This is a genomic window from Methanosarcina siciliae T4/M, assembly GCF_000970085.1.
In the GTDB taxonomy this organism is placed as follows: Archaea; Halobacteriota; Methanosarcinia; order Methanosarcinales; family Methanosarcinaceae; genus Methanosarcina; species Methanosarcina siciliae.
The window spans coordinates 3,137,168-3,154,589 of the sequence record NZ_CP009506.1 but is presented as its reverse complement, the minus strand read 5'-3'; the positions used below and the strand labels follow the sequence as shown (position 1 = coordinate 3,154,589).

The following is a 17,422-nucleotide window of genomic DNA, read 5'->3' as shown; positions in this document are numbered from 1 at the left end:
GAAAGCGGGAAATTCACTAAGGGGTATTTTTGGATACCTTGTCTATTTTGAATGATATATCGGTTAAACAGGAAGCCTGCCAAAACTGCAAATCCGAATATTATTTCCCTTCGTCAGCTCATTTTTCGAATAACCAGTTTTCTCACAGCCTTTTTCGGTTCACCCGGATCAAGCCCGTTTTCCGTGCTTTCGAAAAGTTCGGTCCAGGCCTTGAAGTGGTAATCACTGCCTGCCCCAAGGTCCCGGATCCGGATCTCAACGGGCTTTTCTCTCGTAGCTTCCTTTTTTCCTGCAAATTTCTGGTGGAATGTCTTTGATGCAGCTTTTTCCGGAGAAAGAGCCGAGACGACTCCGATCATTCCCCCGTTTTCATCCGTGGCAATGAAGGTCTTTTCCTTTTTCTCCTGCTTAGCCTGAGCTTCCTGTTTTATGGTCTCCCGCCTGAGCTGCCTCCTGACCCTGTCAAGGGCGTCTCCGGTATCCTGTTTTTGCGAGCTCTGCTTCAGGGCTCTGGCTTCGGAAAGATGCTTTTCTTTTTTCTCGGGCGGGATGTAGGGAGCTTTTCCCAGGAGTTCGTGCAGGAGCATGATTGCCGCATGTTTGTCGAGGGGCTCGTTGTTGTTCCCGCACTTGGGGGACTGGATACAGCCAGGACAGCCGCTTTCGCAGGGGCAGCTCTCAATAGCTTTTAAGGTGCCATCAAGGACCTCCTCGATCAGGTCGTAGCCTTTTTCGGCATACCCGACTCCTCCCCTGTGCCCGTCGTAGATGAAAATTCCGCTCTTACCTCCGAGGTCGGGATGGGAAAGAGTTGAAACCCCTCCAACATCGCTCCGGTCCACAAGCAGGTGCAAAGGGTACATGGAAATCATCGCATGTTCAACGGCATGGATTCCTCCCGCAAAGTCAAGTTTATGCGCTTCAATCAGTTCCTGCAGCCTGTTAGGGAGCTTAAGCCAGAGGGCAACTGTCTGAAGGGTTATCGGAGGCATCTCAAGGTCATGGGCACTCATGGTCTCGTCACTGCGGGTCCGGATTTTCCTGTACCCTATGATCGTGTCCGTGACCTCCACGTCCCCAAGCCCCACTTCCACGTCTGGGGCGTGCTCTAGAGGCTTTACTGCATAGGTCTCCCGCACCAGGACCGAGGAATCTATCATGGGTTTCGTATAGTAGCTGTCGTGCGTTTTTACGGCATGTATTTCCTTTTTTTCGTGGTCGATCCTATTTATATAGAAGGGCTCTCCCCTGTGCATATAGACCGCACCCGGATGGCATTCCCGGAAAGCCAGGGTCTCTTCAATGTTTTTTTCGAGAGGAAAGCTCCTTTCCCCTTCAAAGGCGAGCAGAGAGTAGGTATTATTATCTATCCCCCGGAGGGAGACGTGTTTGTAAGGAAAAGAGTCGACGGAATACTTCAGGTCGCTCCCTGCAAGCAGCCCTTCGGCTTCCAGAAGCTCAACAACTCTTGAATACCCTTTGCCGAAGTACTTTTCATCGGATGCCCTGAGCGGAATTTCCTTTGCTGCACAGAGCAGGTGCCCTGCCAGGATATAGGGGTTTTTAGGGTTGAGCACGGCATTTTCACTGCTTCTTGTAAAAAAGTCGTTCGGGTTTCTCATATAATACTGGTCAAGGGCATTTGTGCCGGCTACCATAAGGACAAGGCTTTCGTTCCCGCTCCTGCCTGCTCTCCCCGCCTGTTGTCTTGCACTCATGACCGTGCCGGGATAGCCGTCAAGAATACAGGCATCAAGCCCACCTATATCAATCCCGAGTTCGAGGGCGTTTGTGGAAATGACACCTCTGAGTTCTCCGGAATTCATTTTCTTTTCGATCTCTTCCCTTTCCCGGTCAAAATAACCGCTCCTGTAAGAGCAGATCGCAGAAGAGAGCTTGCATTCCCTCAAAAGTTCCCTGCAGCTCTTGTACATGCGCTCCACTCCCTGCCTGGACCGCGTAAAGGCAAGGGTCTGAAGTCCTGCCCGGACTGCCCGGGTAAAAAGGGTCGAGCTTTCGGAAAAGCTGCTTCTTCGGATTGTGAACCCCTTTCCGTTCAGGTAAAGCGGAGGGTTCCAGAACACAAATTTCTGGGCTCCATGTGAAGAGCCGTTATTCTCAACCACCTCAGCTTTCCTTCCCAGCAGGGTTTCAGTATGTTCTTTCGGGTTTCCTATGGTTGCCGAACAGCAGATAAACTGAGGCGATGCACCATAATACTCCGCAACCCGCAGGAGCCTTCTGAGCACGTTTGCCATATTGCTCCCTATAACTCCCCGGTAGTAATGGCTCTCGTCAACAACAATGAATTTGAGGTTTGAGAAAAAGCGCCTCCAGAGATGATGCCAGGCAAGGAAACTCATGTGCACCATCTCAGGGTTTGTAAATACAACATTTGCCTGCCCTTCCCTGATTTCCCTCTTCTGGGCTGCGTTCAGGGCGCCGGTATAACGGGCTATGCCTGCTCCGGACCCCAGTGCCCCTTCAAATTCCAGGAAAGCCTTTAGCTGGTCGTTTACAAGGGCATTTAGAGGAGAAATATAAAGAGCGGTAGCTTCAGGGTCCTTCAGGATAGCTTCAAAAATAGGGATCATGTAAGTAAGGGACTTCCCGCTTGCCGTGCTTGTGCAGAGCACAAGGTCTTTTCCTTCCCTGATCTTTTCGACTGCTTCCGCCTGATGAGAATATAAGGATTCGATTCCGATGCCTGCAAGAGCAGCTTTTACCTTTGCTTCCAGCTCAAGAGGGGTATAAATGGCATCTTTTGCCGGGATCTCCTCTACATGGACTATCTGGTTTTCATAGCGGCTGGAAGCTCTTATTTCATTCAGCAGGCGGGAAATTTCCATTTTTGGCGCTCCGTTTTATTTTGTTCAGATCCCAGGTCCGGTCGTCCCCTCGATGGACGTGAGGTTTTGATACCTCTTTTTTCCAGGTGCGAATGAAGCTTACGCTTCATTCTGCGGGTCTCGCAGGCTCAAAGGGGGCGGCAAAGAACAGAAGAGGTGAAGGTTCACATTCAGCTTGCTGTGGAATAATATTAATCTATTGACTGGTTACAACCCACACTCTTAAGATTCTTTTTTCTTCTTTATCCAAACTTTTGAATAAGAAGCTGACAGATTAAAATACGAGAAGTTGAGAAGAAAAAATGAAAAAAAATGTACGCAAAAACTGAAAATTGATAACTGGTTCAGTAACTTGAACCGGTGTAAGTTATCAGAATTCAACCTTCGGGACTTCCCTTTCGGCCTGTGCAGCTTCAAACAACTCTTTTTTCCGGAATCCCAGCATGGATGCGACAATATTTTTAGGGATTGTCTGGACGCTGATATTGTATTTCATTACGGTATCGTTATAAAACTGCCTTGAGTAAGCGATTTTATTTTCGGTCTCCATGAGGTCTTTCTGGAGCTGCATAAAGTTCTGGTTGGCTTTAAGGTCGGGATAGTTTTCTGCAACTGCGAAAAGGGATTTCAGGGTCGAGGAGAGGTAATTGGATGCTTCTGCCGTTTCATTTACCGTATTTGCAAACATTACCGCAGCCCTGGCTTTAGTAATATTTTCAAAAAGGGTTTTTTCGTGGGCTGCATACCCTTTCACGGTTTCTATCAGGTTGGGGATAAGATCATAACGCCGTTTAAGCTGGACTTCGATCTGAGCCCAGGCATTTTCCACCCTGTTTCGCTGCTTTATAAGATCATTATAAATTATAACTAAGAGTAAACCCAGAACCATTAGCAATATTATCAGAATTTCGACTACCAAGATAGATCACCATCCATTGTATCAAAAGTGCCTGATCTTACTTTCCCGACATTACCTGGCTCCTCCGCCGCCTCCGCCTAAGCCTCCACCCACGCCTCCTATACCCCCGCCTCCGACACCACCGCTGGATGAAGGCGCAGATGCCGCATAGGCTCTCCCGAAACCGGCACCGAACCGGGAGTAGCTGTGGTGCACATAGTAGAAGTGGCTGTATTTCAGCTGTTCGTCGGGAACTACTAAAGCCATGTTCTTGAGGACTTCTTCTGCCACCCCAAGAGCGGTTGCATACACAAGATACGAGTCCCAGATCTTTATTGATTCCGGAGGGTGCTCTTTAAGCGCGGAAAAGTCTGTTAGATATTTTTTGAAGTTGTTCCAGCGTTTATAGTAGACTCTTCCCTCGGGAGTCCAGCGGCCCAGGGCCTTTTCGAACGTACCTGAAAATATGAGCATAATTATCCCGAATGCTACGAAAAAAATCGCAAGCCATCTAACTTTCGATGCCATGGGAAATGTATCGGAAGGGAAAGTTAGGAATACTCCATATAAAAAAACAACTGCCGCGATCATAGTTGCCACACTGAAAATAACTACATATTTGTTCCCTGTGGAGCGAAAAAGTTTCTCAACTACTATATTGCGTTCAACCTTTTTATTCCAGTCAAGCACAAAATGATAGAACTCGGTCCCTTTTCCAAGTTCTTTTTTGAGCTGCTCCCAGGAGATTTTATCATCAGTAGAGTGCTTTTTTAATAAGTCAAAGACGTCTTTTTCGAAATCTGCAAGCTCCGGGAGTACTCCATCCTTCACCCCCTGTGGATCTGCGAATTTAATAAAAATATCTTCAGACTCATTTTTGAAGAGGCCGAATACTCTGCTCTCTTCTTCTTTTATGGCATGAAGAGAGATATAACCAAGGTTAGCAAGGTTCATAACCGTGGCCGTAAACCCGTCCATTGTAGGGGTTCCAATCCGCCCCTGCATAATGGCATTGACCACGGCCGGTTTTGAATCGGTAGGAGGCTCTCTTTCGTAGATTGCCTCATAATCTATTTTCGGCTCTCTCCCGTACCTGAGATAAATAATGAAGGGGAATGCAAGGAGAAAAACCGCAAATACAATTTCCAGATTATAGAGAACCTTTAAGATCCAGCCTTTCATTTCGTATTCGTTTTCAATTGACTTTATTTGCTCCAGCCCCTCCTCGCTGTCTATCTGGACAATGCTGGAATTGCGAGATTCGATTTTCGGGAAAACAACCCGGACTTCATACCACTGATTAGCGGGTATTTCGGTTGTTTTCAAATTGAGTACGTTTTGTTCCACACTTGCTGTCTGTGTATACCCGGTAGGATGAATCCAGTACTGGATTTCACTTTCGTTTTCCACAGGTAGCGTGATGCTCCCTTTCAGGTTTCCGAGAGGTTTTTCCCATTCCTCTCCCCAGAGCTTATAATGAAATTCGGAAACGTCGCTGTGGACCTTGACCGCACCATAATGGTCATATGAAATAAAAAAAGTCACTTCTTCCGGAGTCGGGGTCGGAAGCCCGCCTACCACCTCATACCCTCTGCCGGTAGGTCTTACACTGAAGGTACAGGCTTCATCCGAACAATAGCCCTGGATATTCTGTATGGATTCTCCCGAACCCGCTTCGAGGTCCCTGAAAACCTCAAAGTAAGTGCCTTCGAATGTATAGGATATCGATTCGTCAACATGGACAAGGCCGTTTGGGTCGATAGTTATATTCTTTGTAGCCTCTTCCAGCGTGTAGTCTCTGGCACTGGCTAAAGGTGTAAGAAAGAGAAGGATCAGCAGAACAACAGTTAATATAGCTATTTTCAAGTCTGCAGAATTAGTACCCGCTTTTCTGACAGGTTTAACAGAACCCCTTGTAAACCTCAAACAGACTCCTCCAACTCCATCCCATTGACTCTATCCAATTTTTTATACTTCAACTCTACATTAAGTTAAAATTATTAATATTTTCCTAATGTCGTTCCAAGATCCAGGTTCTACAAAGCTTTTGGAATTCAATGGTTAATGAAGAATCATTGTGTTCAGACTGGCTACCCGAGATCAATGCATTTTCAACCTTATTTTAAAGTCGGGGAAAATAGATGAAAAATGGTATTCGAAATTCCGGAGTTGATATTATTGGAGATGGGCCCTGGGGAACACTTTTCTGTCAATTTTACCGTACTAAAGAAGATTTGCTGGATAGAAGATTTGCTGGATATATCTATTCCCTATTTAAAAGCAGGTCTGGAAAATAACGAGTTTTGCTTATGGATTGTATCAGAACCTCTAAACATGGAGAAAGTAAAAGAAGCCCTGCAAAAAATCGAAAAAAATCCGCATAAAAGAAATTCACCACCGGATTAGGAATAACCTGCAGGTGATCTCCTCCTTATTCGACCTTCAGGCCGAAACTTTTTACAGAAATAAGGTTTGTAAAACTCCGGAAGTTGTCGAAGCTTTTATGGAAAGCCAGAGCCGCGTAATTTCCATGGCTCTCATTCATGAAGAGTTGTATGAGGGAGATATAATAGATACCCTTGATTTTACCCTTGATTTTTCAGCTTATCTCAGGAAGCTGACTGCAGACATTTTCAGGCCATACAAACCCGAAAATACAGAGATTAGTTTCAAGCCGAACCTTAAACAGGTTTTTCTTGGTATGGATACCGCAACAAAGAGCTTCAGTTAAAAGACAGAGAATGAACTTGCCCTGATTGTAAAACAAAACATGATAGAGACATAAATGCCGCTATAAATATCAAGAAATTCGCTCTCATAGATCAAAATCTAATTGGATTGTAACACCTACGGAACGTGGGGAAGAGCTTGGGGACTTGCCCCCAATAGAGGGGGGATGAACCAAGAGCCACTCAGTCTTTAACTGAGTGCCAGTTCACACCCCTACATCAAAACCTACCATTTCCCTGCTCATGTTTATTTCTTCTTTACTCTTATTTAACGAATCAAATACCTGATCAAGGTTCGAACCCATTGGTTCCTGATCGGAATTGATGACGTCAAGAGTAGAGTTTACAGCCTCAATCTCAAAACCTATCATCTGCTTGCTCATGTTTATTTCTTCTTTACTCTGGTTTATCGAATCAAATACATAGCCCAGATTCCCACTTGAGTTTGCCAATTCCGTGTTTGAATCAACAAGCCCGAGGGCCTGTTCTAAAGATTCCAGCATGGAACTCGCAAGATCCAGTAATCCGACTGCCCACTGCAAAAAATTGTTAAAAGAACTAAGAACCACATTTATTACTTCGAAAAGAGAGTTTATACTATCTGCAAGTGATTCCGGCATGTCTGATATGGATAGGTTTTCTTCTGTTTCCCATCCAGCGTCCGTTTCAGCCATCACGGGTTGAGCGGTCAGGAAGGCCGAGATAAAGAGAAAAATTATGACCCGATGTAAAATTCCTTTTTTCATAAACATCCTCACTGAAAACCAGAATTACCGATGTGAAAATTGCATACAGTGTATGAGAAATCCAACACAGTCTATAGAAATTATATACGGTATACGAAGATCACATACAGCATATGAAAATTACATAACCGTAATAGTGCCAATTATTTCCGAAATGAAGTAATTATTTCCGAAATGAAGTTTGCTGCAGCCCCCAATTAATATTACAACAAACGGTTTAATTTAAATCACTAAAATATATAAAGATTTTCACACTGAGGGTCCTCCAGATTTCAGGTAATTTGTTCTTCAGGCAAAGCTTTAAATCAGATGATTCAGTTGTATCGCATGTTTCATTTTCGGGATTAGGTCCCGTTGGAATGTGGCCCTGCAGGCAGGGCTGAACCGTGAAACAAAAGTGAAACTTGGTGTTTAAATTGGTAAAATCTTTTTACGGATACGTACGTGATGCATGGAAAAACCCTGATGAGACTTACGTGAACGAGCTCCGCTGGGAGCGTCTTCAGGTCTGGAGAAAGCAGGGTTCCGTGACCAGAATTGAAAGGCCCACTAGAATCGACAGAGCACGCTCCCTTGGATACAAAGCCAAGCAGGGTATTGTTGTCGTCAGGGTAAATGTACGCCGCGGAGGGCTTGGTCATGTAAGGCCCAACCGTGGAAGAAGGACCCAGAAGCTGGGGAAGAACAAGGTCTCAGGTGGAATGAGCATCCAGAGAATCGCTGAAGCCCGTGCTGACCGCAGATACCCGAACCTTGAGGTCCTAAACTCCTACTGGGTAGGGGAAGACGGAAAACACAAGTGGTTTGAAGTCATCCTTGTAGACCCGCACCACCCTGTAATAAAGAGCGATAAGAACCTGAACTGGGTCTGCGACCCTTCCAGCAGGGGCAGAGCCACGAGGGGAAAGACCAGTGCAGGTCGGAAAGGCAGAGGCATGGCTACACGCGGCAAGGGAACTGAAAAGACCAGGCCGAGCATCCGTGCATATAAGAGTCGAGGCAAGTGATTCATCACATAACGATGCGTGTGATCGCCCACGCAACCGAAGACGTATCCAGAGTCCGCGAGGCTCTGGACTTTTTTTTATCCGGTGCCGGTGTAAAGGAAGCAGCTGAGCTTGTAGAAGAGCTTCAAGCTGAAGGGCACCATGGAAATCCGATTACTATCCTTAGCGTGCAGCTTAAAAAAAAGGCGGAATGCCTGAACTTTGCCCGTTTTGTCCGGGAAAACTTTTCGGAAGAAGACGTGGATATGCTCAGGGAAGAGATGCCTGAAAGGCTGGACGATGATCTGGTGTTTCACCTCCGCTTTGACAAGCAGGCTGCGTACCTGCAGCAGGTAAAACTGACTAACTCTTCTGACGCCATTATTGCAAAGGTCAAGATCGAGACATATCCGAAAAACAGGGAGAAAGCCGGAGCCATAGTGGAGGAGTTGTTTGGGTAAGCCTAAATATTATGATTTTTGCGTTCATGCAGTTCCTGACGGAGATAGTACTGCCCAGGAACTGGTGTCCCTTGCCCGGCATTTCGGGTTCAGCGGGATTGCCCTTTCCAACCATTCTGACAGACCCCCTGACAGGAAACAGGTACTGCCTTCAGTTGAGGGTTTTGAAGTCTTCAGGGGAATTGAGCTTGTGGAAGAAAAAACCTCAAAACTGCACAGTTTGATCGGAAAATTCAGGAATTTAACGGATGTCCTGATTGTGCACGGAGGGTCCGAAGCCGTCAACAGGGCTGCGCTTGAAAACCCCAGAGTAGACATCCTGAACCACCCCGCTTTTGACCGGAGCAGCGGCTTAAACCAGGTACTGGCGAAAGCAGCAGCAGAAAACGGAGTGGCAATAGGCATAACCCTAAGACCCCTGCTTCATTCCCGTGGCTCAAGACGCATCCGCCTGCTCTCCGACCTCAAATCAAACCTTGACCTCGCAAGGAAATACGATGTATCCCTTGTCCTTTGCAGTGATGCCATGTCCTGCTTTGACCTGCGCTCCCCGATGGAAATGCTTGCCCTTGCAGAAGTCTGTGGGCTTGAAGAGGACGAGGCTCTTGAGGCCATAAGTACTGTTCCTGAAAAAATCATCGCAAAGAATCGCCCGGGTCCTGGATATATAAAGAAAGGGATTGAAGTGCTTGAAGGAGAGGATCTCTTTTGAAACGTCTGCTGCCTTCACTCCGCGCTAAAAAACGATATCTTGCTTTTGAGCTGATTTCAGAGGAAACTGCAAGCAGAGGGGATATTGTAAAAGAAGTAATTTCCTCGGCTTCCTCGCTGCTCGGAGATGTTACAACCAGCGACTGTGATATCAGGGTACTGGGATTTGAAGCCGGAAAGGGGATCATCCAGTGTTCACATACAAAAGTAAAGGAGACAAGAGCAGCCATGGCAACTCTGACTCGGATCAATGGAAAAAGGGCAACTCTGCATGTGCTGGGAGCTTCAGGCACCGTTAAAAGAGCCATGGAAAAGTTTCTGCAGGATTATAAGGTCTTTAAGTCTGAAGCACAGGAGAAAAAAGATTCGAAACAGACCCCAGGCAAAGTAAATTAAACTCTTTAAGCTGGAAAGATTTCTGAAAATCCCACTATCTATTTTGCTTCCCGAATTACACCCCGGGGCAAAAAAAGGAATTAAGAACGGACATATCATTCCTGACAAGGGGCTACATAGCCGGAAGATTCCGTATGCAAAGTCTCTGGAATAATACAAACCAATAATCGATCAGAAATCACTCAATTATTCGAAAATAAGTGATTGGAAAATTAAGTTTTCAGAGAAACTCAAGGCACAGACATACGTAATATTCTCTTGCAACCTTTTTTAGCCAGTTTGGGACTACGCAGTATCTGTCAACAACAAGCTCGTTCAGGTAGTAGAGGGATTCTTCGGTTTTTGATTCGCTGAGCTTCTTTACAGCGGTCCTTCTCGACCAAGCAGATCGCTCTTCATCAAGGGCTTCTAGATAAAGCTGGTATTCTTTGCTATCGTCCATTATAATAAAATTATCTACCAAAGAATATAAATATTTGTATCCGGTGTCAGAAACAGTGATGTCAAGAAGCTTTGCAAGAGATTTTCTCGGGCTCGGATGCATCTTTTGATAGAGGAATATTTTTCAGACTTATTGAGGACTATCCGGAAAATCGGTGTTGAAACCTGAGAAAGAAGAGAATAAAACGTAAGAATTTCTGATTTAAGGGATAAAGGACCGGGAATCCTTGATAAAATGCTAACTTTGTGCTACAGGTTAGAACACAAATTACATAGCATAAATTCAATTTCAGAAAATCGATTCCAAAAAAAGTGGATTCAGATAAGGAAAAAATAGGAAAAAGAATTCCCATGCAGTGATCAGTTGCTGAGAATTCGTGCACAAGGTCTTTTCGTTCGCTATTGTTCGCTATGCTTACGAAGTAAGTAATCATTCGTCAAAAAAGATATATAATTACCGGGATTGAAATTTTAATCCGGCTGACATATTGTCTCGCGTTGAAATGTTTAACGCAAACAATTATTTTAAGGCAACCACTAATTTTTTTGCTTTCAAAAATTATTTTGAATGAGGAGTTAGAAGAGCTAAAAAATCGGACACGAATTACTAAATTAGCAGCTTTTTCCCCATATATGGAAAATACATATTCAACTATTCCTATGTGCTCCGTTATACCGAACTGCGTTCATTTATACTTATATATTCCTTACTTTACATGAGTTTCCATTTTGTACTTAGATCTTACCGGCACTCTTTATTTCACCTTAGTTTTATTTCATGTCCATCCATCCCATTGTTCCACCTGAGGCCGGAAGATAAGGCTTTTTTCCTGCAGGTTATATCTCTTTTTATCCCTTCGAACATCCAGATCAGCGATCCGGAAGTTTCACCTTGTGCTTATTGATTTTACAGGATCCAACTTTGCCGCCTGCCGAGCAGGATAAACCCCGGTAATCAGGTTCAACAGAAAAACGGCTGCAATAATCAAAATAATGTCCTGGAAGCGGACAGCAATAGGGATAAAGGAAATCCCGCCGTAGACATCCGAAGAAGCTGCCGGGATTTCATACCCGCCTATAGCCAGGGATATAAGGACTCCTGCAAAGGTACCGAAAAGGGCACCCAGCAGGCCCAGAATCCCACTCTGGAGGATGAAAATCTTCTGGATACTTGAGACAGGGGCCCCCATAGCACGGAGCATGCCTATCTGACCCGTTGCCCCGATAACCGAAAGGTTCAGGGTACTGACCACTCCAAAAGAGGCGATGACAATAATAAGCCCGTAGACGACATTATTTGAAGTGCTTTCGATAGCAATGGTGCGGAGGATTGCAGGGTTTGTCTCAGTCCAGCCTTTTGCCTCATAACCGGTTTTTCCGATCTCAGCTGCAACTTCCCGATCCATGTTAAAATCCTGGAGCCGGATTGAAATGCCATTAACCACATCCGGAACATCGTAAAATTCCTGAGCAGTATCCAGAGATGTGTAAGCAAGGGATTCATCCAGAGGAGAGCCCGTATGGAAGATCCCTACAACTCTAAGCGAAAGGGAATTTGCATTCGGAAAAGACACATCTATGGAGTCCCCAATGTTGACTTCAAGTTTTTCCGCCAGCTTTGAGCCGATAACCACCGTATTTCCAGAAAATTCGAGCTCACGGAAATTACCTTCAACCATATCTTCTTCAATCGAACTGATTTCATCTTCCTTTAAAGGGATCACACCTTTGAGCTCGGCATTGAGGGAATTATCCTTGAACCTGAAAGAAGCTTGCCCGGTAAGGAAAGGAGAAACTGCAGTAACCCCATCGATAGAACTTATCTCTTCCATGAGTGTCCCGTAGAGATAGATGTAATCCTCACCTTCCTGCGGAGAGACCGAGACTTGAGGGAGTTTGTCAACGGTAGTGTCGTAAAGCTCCTCGGTAAAGCCCACCATTAGCGCCTGGGAAATCGTGAGTACCATCACAGCAAGGGCTATTGCACCTACCGAAAGAAGAGTCTGGAATTTTCTTGATCGGATTTGCCTGAAGGCAATAAAGAGTTCATAACGCATGGAGCCCACGGCTTTTGAACTTTACACGGATTGTTTCCTGTACGGATTGTTTTTCTGTCCAGATTGTTTCTTTATCTATGTATCTATGTATCTATGTTTCCACACAAAAGGATTTAATGCAGCTTTTTGAAAAGGGCTAAAGCCACTGCAAGCCCTGCAACTCCGAAAGCAACCGAAAAGCCAGGAATTCCGTTTTCATCATTTTTTCCTGAGCTTTCATTTCCTGAACCAGGAACTGCTTCACTTGCATTGGGTGCGGAAAGGTCGGATTCAATAATAGTTTCCCTGCGTTCGATAACATCTCCGTTATTTCCTACAAGTTCGATTTCAAGCCTGTAGACTCCTGCCGTAAGTCTTTCTGTCCAGGCAACCTCAACCGTCTCGTCATCATCAGTCAGCAGTACGGGAACTTTTTCCCGGACGGACTCGACAAACACGGAACTGCCATTCCCTGAGTTTTCCTGCAGTTCATATGCGGAAAAAACCAGATTTCCTTCAAAAGGCACCTGGGAACGCCCTAAAACCGTTGCACTTGCTCCGGTTTCATCTTCATAGATGTCAGTTATCTCTGCATCGTCTACGGCCGTGAAGTTCTCTGCTGATGCAATAAAGCCTCTGTCGGGAGAATAGACCTGAATCTTCACTCTTCCTGTATACTCTTTATTGTTTTCGAGGAGAGTTCCCCAGGAGACAGAAAAGGCTTCCGGAACACTTGTAAGGGATCCCTTTTCGGTTTTTGTGCTGTAAAGCACATCATGTCCGTCTACAAGCATGTATTCGATATCAAAAAGTGAAGCCTGATTGGGGGAAAGCGCAACAGTGATGCCTTCGGAATTGGGGACAAGATCATCGACCTGAAGTCTGGAAGCGGAGTTGCTGCCGTAAACAAAATCATATTCCGATTCCGAAAGTACTTTTTTCTGATCAAGAAGCCTTGCCCTTAAAGTGTAAGCCCCGCGTTCGGCATTCCTGATATTCCAGAAGCCGACTTTCATGACCCTCGTGTTCGCAGGAAAACTTCCGGTTGGAAATGTCTGTGTAGCAATGACCTCTTCATTTCCCCTGTCAGGCCTAACCAGAGATACCTCAAGGGTCAGGTCCTCTTCCGGCTGGTTTGAGTAGAGTGTCACATCATAGGACTCAAGGTCGCTGTAGAGTTCGGCTATTCGGACCTGGCGTGTTTCGTCGACCTGAGAGGTATCTGCTGCATAGGCCGGGAATACTGATACAAGAAATAAAACAAGTATGAAAAACAAGGCTTTCATGGTCTTTTTTCCCCGATTCGTTAACAAAAAGATTGTTCTGATCTTATTTAAAAGAAGTGCAGTAGGAAAAACAGTTTATTTCCTCATTCCCGACTGCAGTCAATTTCGGACAAATTGGTCAATCAACTCCGGCATCCAAATATGAAAGTTTTCAGTAATCCCTCCCGTACCACATCGGGTTTTAGCAGGCCAGCCATTCAGACATACTTTGCTTAACCCCGATGTTTTTAAATTCACAGTTAAATATGAACATCTCCACCAGCCTTTCAATGCATCTGCTACATATTGTTTTCTTGGTCCTATTATAAAGTCAATTATTAACCTGGATTCCAATTCAAAGCTTACCCACATCCATGAACCTTCATCTTCATTTTCTGTTCTCGAAGCAACTTTTTTTCAATTATTACCCATAGTTCATCCATTTCAACCGAATACTACGGGAGTACCTTTCCTTTAAGTTTTTCTGGAAAATACTGCTTTCCTGCGTTGAGAATCTAATAATTATTAAATTCCAACAAAGGTTGAGAAGATAAGGTTGAGAAGAGAAACTACTGGAGGAAATAAAGAATTTTTTGAATAAAATAAACAAAACCTGCAGTGAATCCGAAAGTATTTAACCTATAGTTGAAGTATAAGATGGCAATTATTAAATATAAACAAGTTTACTTGATTTTCCGCTCTGAGAACAAAAACCTCAGGACCGTTATCACTGAAATTTTTAGCTTTACCTCAAAACTTTCCCTGAAATATAAAAATACGTGTTCGAGCAGAAGGTATGGTAAAAATGGAGAAGAAAAGCATCTTAATCCTGGGAACCGCCTCTCATGTAGGAAAAAGTTCAGTCGTGACTGCCATATGTAGGATCCTGTCCAGAAACTACAGGGTTGCCCCCTTCAAGGCCCAGAACATGAGCCTGAATTCCTGGATCACAAAAGATGGAAAGGAAATAGGGATTGCACAGGCGATCCAGGCAAAAGCCGCAGGTACCGAGCCCACTGCAGATATGAACCCTGTCCTCCTCAAGCCCAAAGGGGACTGTGTTTCCCAGGTAATCCTGCTGGGTGAACCCTATGCTGATAAGAGTGCAGGACAGTATTACGATTCCATTGAAGAGATGCAGGCAGTCCTCAAAGGGGCTCTGGAAAGGCTCTGGAAAGAACACGACATCATTGTAATGGAAGGCGCTGGGGGAGCTGCAGAGATCAATCTCTATGAAAGGGATATCGTAAATATAGGAACTGCAAGGCTGACCCAGGCTCCCATAATTCTTGTAGGAGATATTGAAAGGGGAGGCGTGTTTGCAAGCCTTTACGGCACTATTGCCCTTCTGCCCGATGATGTAAGGAAAAATGTCAAAGGGTTTATAATCAACAAATTCAGAGGTGACCCTGAAATCCTGAAACCTGGACTCAAGCAGCTTGAGGAAAAAACCGGAATCCCTGTACTAGGAGTCCTCCCTCATTTCAAGCTCCGCATCCCTTCCGAAGATTCGGTCTCCCTTGGGGATAAAGAAGGGGCAAAGAACGAAAAAGAAATTGAAATCGCGGTAATTCGCCTGCCCAGAATCTCAAACTTTACGGATTTCGAACCCCTTGAGGGACTTGTAAAGGTTCACTATGTGGACATTGACGAAGATCTCGGAAACCCTGATGCTATCATGATTCCCGGCACGAAGAACACGATCAACGACCTTCTTGACCTCAGGGCCAGTGGGATGGACAGAAAAATCCAGGCTTTCAAAGGAAAAATCCCGATTTTCGGGATATGTGGTGGCTACCAGATGCTTGGCCGGACTATCTTTGACTCCGGTGTGGAAAACGGCGTCGAAGCCGAGTTTGAAGGCCTGGGGCTCCTGGATATAGGGACAAAGTTCGGGGAGTATAAAAAGAGGACGATCCAGGTTACAAAGAAAGTAAACGGCTACGGGCCTATTCTGGAATCCATAGACGGAGAAGAGATAAAAGGTTATGAGATTCACATGGGAGTTACGGATTCGAATAGGACTGTTTTCGGAGATGATGGCGCCATTGGTGAAGAAGGACTGGTAATCGGCACATATCTTCACGGGCTCTTTGATAACGAAAATATAAGAAATGCTCTTGTTCGGTACCTCTGTGAGAAAAAGGGACTTGAATATAAGCCTGAAGAGGTCGTAAGCGAAAACGATGCCTATGAGGAACTTGCAAATACGTTTGAGCAAAACATTGACATGGAAAAGCTCTACGAGATTGCAGAGATCTGAAAAAGAGGTTGTTAAGCGGTTATGGGGAGAGAATATGGGGAGTATTTGGGAAAGAAAATTTATACCATTTGGGGGCTAGGTATGTTTGCTCGTAGAGGGCGAATAAATCCCAGAAGGTTAACCGCTCAACATTACCTATTTTTGCTACATAGTATTTATGCCTTCTGAATTGATCTTACTGATCTAAAATCTCAAAACTCAAACTTCAAAAGTTTCTAAAATCTATATATAACTTTCATTTTCGTTGTAAAAGTATACATTTAAAAATTATGAAATGTGAATCTCAGAGGAAGCCCCTCTTTATAATAATTCTGAGCTGACAGAGACGCCTATTTTTAGCTGGAATTAAAAATTGGTATTCATAAATTAAAAGAAATATTCTCCTGAACAAAGGGGACATTTCCTCAGAATATTTTGTCTCTCTCATTCAGATATCACTTTGTACGTCACAGTAGAAGTGGAAATGGTAAAGAGATTTCAGAACATCCGTACCTGTCTGCCAAACCCTTCCCGTACAGCCCTCTCATAAATCATATGCGCGGTTGCTACATCCTGAATAGCAAGCCCTGTGGAGTCGAAGATAGTAATTTCCTCTTCGCTTGTCCTACCGGGCTTGAGGCCGACTATAACTTCTCCGAACTGGGCGTGAATGTCATTTTCCGAGATATAGTGCTTGGAGAGGGGTACGTTTACCTCCCCGGAATGGAGCGCCTGTACCACGTCGTCGACAATGATCTTGGAGCGGAGGAGGAGTTCGGGGTCAAGTTCTTCTTTTCCCACAGCATCTGCCCCTATTGCATTTATATGAGTCCCTTCCTTGACCCAGCTGGCTTTTACGATCGGTTTTCTGGTGGGGGTTGTCGTGACGAGGATATCGCAGTTGCAGACCTTTTCAATGCTTTCCTCATAAAGGATTTCACAGGGCACGATGTCGGACATTTCCTTGATGAATTGGTCACAGCTTTCCTTTGTTCTTGAAGTGATTCTCACAATTTCTGGCTCAAAAACCTCACAGAGGGCTTCAAGCTGGGTTCTTGCCTGATTTCCTGCACCTACAAGCCCGATAACTTTTGAGTCTTTTCTTGCAAGGTATTTTGCAGCGATCCCTCCGGCAGCTCCTGTCCGGATGTCGGTCAGATAAGTTCCGTCCATAATTGCAACAGGAGCTCCGGTTTCAGGAGATAGAAGGACAATCAGCGCCATTACTGTAGGGAGGTTGCGCATGGGGTTTCCGGGGTGGACGTTTACGATTTTTACGCCTGTAATGTCCTCTTCTTCAAGATATGCGGGCATCGTCCTCAGGTCGCCGTTGTAAGCCGTATAGTAAAGATAGGACTTGGGAGGCATCTGCACCTTGCCAAGCCCATGCTGCCTGAAAGCTCTTTCCACTACCTGCATATCAGAATGCATATCAACAACGCTCTTTACCTCCTCCTGAGCAAGCCACAACACTTCCATACTAGAATCCTCCACCGGAACCATAGACCTCTTCCTCACAGCCAAAACATAAGCTGGCTTTCAGCTGAAAACCAGGGTTAGATCGAATAAAACCGAAATAAAAACCGGCAAACAAACAGTCACATCGACTGCCGGACAGCACAAATTGCCATTTTTATTCGCGCAAATAGGTATATATAACAT

General features: G+C 44.9%; 15 protein-coding genes and 2 pseudogenes. 8 read left to right on the top strand and 9 right to left on the bottom strand.

Annotation, left to right across the window (positions count from 1 at the left end):
- Window positions 1-113: 113 nt before the first annotated feature.
- The 3 genes from MSSIT_RS13130 to MSSIT_RS13120 all read right to left on the bottom strand — a co-directional run bounded on the left by MSSIT_RS13130 (window position 114) and on the right by MSSIT_RS13120 (window position 5,673).
- Window positions 114-2,849 carry a DEAD/DEAH box helicase gene (locus MSSIT_RS13130; RefSeq protein ID WP_048172920.1) on the bottom strand — a complete coding sequence of 912 codons (2,736 nt, stop codon included), beginning with the start codon at window positions 2,847-2,849 and terminating at the stop codon, window positions 114-116.
- Between the two features lie 370 nt (window positions 2,850-3,219).
- Window positions 3,220-3,768, bottom strand: coding sequence for a LemA family protein (locus MSSIT_RS13125; RefSeq protein ID WP_048172918.1), 549 nt, complete (start codon window positions 3,766-3,768; stop codon window positions 3,220-3,222).
- A 51-nt stretch (window positions 3,769-3,819) separates the two neighbouring features.
- Complete coding sequence (locus tag MSSIT_RS13120; protein WP_048172917.1) at window positions 3,820-5,673, bottom strand: DUF2207 domain-containing protein; 1,854 nt, start codon at window positions 5,671-5,673, stop codon at window positions 3,820-3,822.
- A gap of 222 nt (window positions 5,674-5,895) precedes the next feature.
- Between MSSIT_RS13120 and MSSIT_RS24945 the strand changes: the two genes are divergently transcribed.
- The 3 genes and pseudogenes from MSSIT_RS24945 to MSSIT_RS22370 form a co-directional block, all read left to right on the top strand.
- The gene (locus tag MSSIT_RS24945) at window positions 5,896-6,153 is read left to right on the top strand and encodes an MEDS domain-containing protein (RefSeq protein WP_048172916.1); all 258 of its coding nucleotides are present in this window, start codon (window positions 5,896-5,898) and stop codon (window positions 6,151-6,153) included.
- 13 nt (window positions 6,154-6,166) lie between these two features.
- On the top strand, window positions 6,167-6,478 hold the full coding sequence (locus MSSIT_RS24940; protein ID WP_048172915.1) for a histidine kinase dimerization/phosphoacceptor domain -containing protein: 312 nt from the start codon (window positions 6,167-6,169) through the stop codon (window positions 6,476-6,478).
- Window positions 6,451-6,591, top strand: a pseudogene (locus tag MSSIT_RS22370) (zinc ribbon domain-containing protein); the annotation flags it as partial. The gene MSSIT_RS24940 and the pseudogene MSSIT_RS22370, both read left to right, overlap by 28 nt.
- A gap of 91 nt (window positions 6,592-6,682) precedes the next feature.
- Here the strand turns inward: MSSIT_RS22370 and MSSIT_RS13105 are convergent.
- Window positions 6,683-7,222 carry a hypothetical protein gene (locus MSSIT_RS13105; RefSeq protein ID WP_048172914.1) on the bottom strand — a complete coding sequence of 180 codons (540 nt, stop codon included), beginning with the start codon at window positions 7,220-7,222 and terminating at the stop codon, window positions 6,683-6,685.
- 416 nt (window positions 7,223-7,638) lie between these two features.
- On the opposite strand from MSSIT_RS13105, the gene MSSIT_RS13100 reads away from it, so the two are divergent.
- From MSSIT_RS13100 to MSSIT_RS13085, 4 genes are read left to right on the top strand one after another with little or no spacing between them, the layout of a single operon-like run.
- Window positions 7,639-8,229: a 50S ribosomal protein L15e gene (locus tag MSSIT_RS13100; protein WP_048172913.1), complete on the top strand. Its 591-nt coding sequence runs from the start codon at window positions 7,639-7,641 to the stop codon at window positions 8,227-8,229.
- Window positions 8,230-8,243: 14 nt separating this feature from the next.
- Complete coding sequence (locus tag MSSIT_RS13095) at window positions 8,244-8,669, top strand: RNA-binding protein (protein ID WP_048172912.1); 426 nt, start codon at window positions 8,244-8,246, stop codon at window positions 8,667-8,669.
- The gene (rnp3, locus tag MSSIT_RS13090) at window positions 8,662-9,381 is read left to right on the top strand and encodes a ribonuclease P protein component 3 (protein ID WP_048172910.1); all 720 of its coding nucleotides are present in this window, start codon (window positions 8,662-8,664) and stop codon (window positions 9,379-9,381) included. Before MSSIT_RS13095 ends, rnp3 begins: the two co-directional genes overlap by 8 nt.
- Window positions 9,378-9,776 (top strand): Rpp14/Pop5 family protein, encoded by a 399-nt coding sequence (locus MSSIT_RS13085; protein WP_048172908.1) that lies wholly within the window; start codon window positions 9,378-9,380, stop codon window positions 9,774-9,776. The genes rnp3 and MSSIT_RS13085 overlap by 4 nt, the downstream gene beginning before the upstream one ends.
- A gap of 220 nt (window positions 9,777-9,996) precedes the next feature.
- Here MSSIT_RS13085 and MSSIT_RS13080 read toward each other — a convergent pair whose 3' ends face one another.
- The 4 genes and pseudogenes from MSSIT_RS13080 to MSSIT_RS24935 form a co-directional block, all read right to left on the bottom strand.
- Window positions 9,997-10,218, bottom strand: coding sequence for a hypothetical protein (locus tag MSSIT_RS13080; RefSeq protein WP_231589817.1), 222 nt, complete (start codon window positions 10,216-10,218; stop codon window positions 9,997-9,999).
- A gap of 886 nt (window positions 10,219-11,104) precedes the next feature.
- Window positions 11,105-12,274, bottom strand: coding sequence for an ABC transporter permease (locus MSSIT_RS13075; protein WP_048172907.1), 1,170 nt, complete (start codon window positions 12,272-12,274; stop codon window positions 11,105-11,107).
- 113 nt (window positions 12,275-12,387) lie between these two features.
- Entirely contained in the window at window positions 12,388-13,539 is a 1,152-nt protein-coding gene (locus MSSIT_RS13070; RefSeq protein WP_048172905.1) for a hypothetical protein, read from the bottom strand.
- A gap of 273 nt (window positions 13,540-13,812) precedes the next feature.
- Window positions 13,813-13,967, bottom strand: a pseudogene (locus MSSIT_RS24935) (IS1-like element ISMac25 family transposase); the annotation flags it as partial.
- 356 nt (window positions 13,968-14,323) lie between these two features.
- Between MSSIT_RS24935 and MSSIT_RS13060 the strand changes: the two are divergent.
- On the top strand, window positions 14,324-15,781 hold the full coding sequence (locus MSSIT_RS13060) for a cobyric acid synthase (protein WP_048174799.1): 1,458 nt from the start codon (window positions 14,324-14,326) through the stop codon (window positions 15,779-15,781).
- Between the two features lie 477 nt (window positions 15,782-16,258).
- On the opposite strand, the gene ala is transcribed toward MSSIT_RS13060, so the two are convergent.
- Window positions 16,259-17,239, bottom strand: coding sequence for an alanine dehydrogenase (gene ala / locus MSSIT_RS13055; protein WP_048174797.1), 981 nt, complete (start codon window positions 17,237-17,239; stop codon window positions 16,259-16,261).
- Window positions 17,240-17,422: the final 183 nt, after the last annotated feature.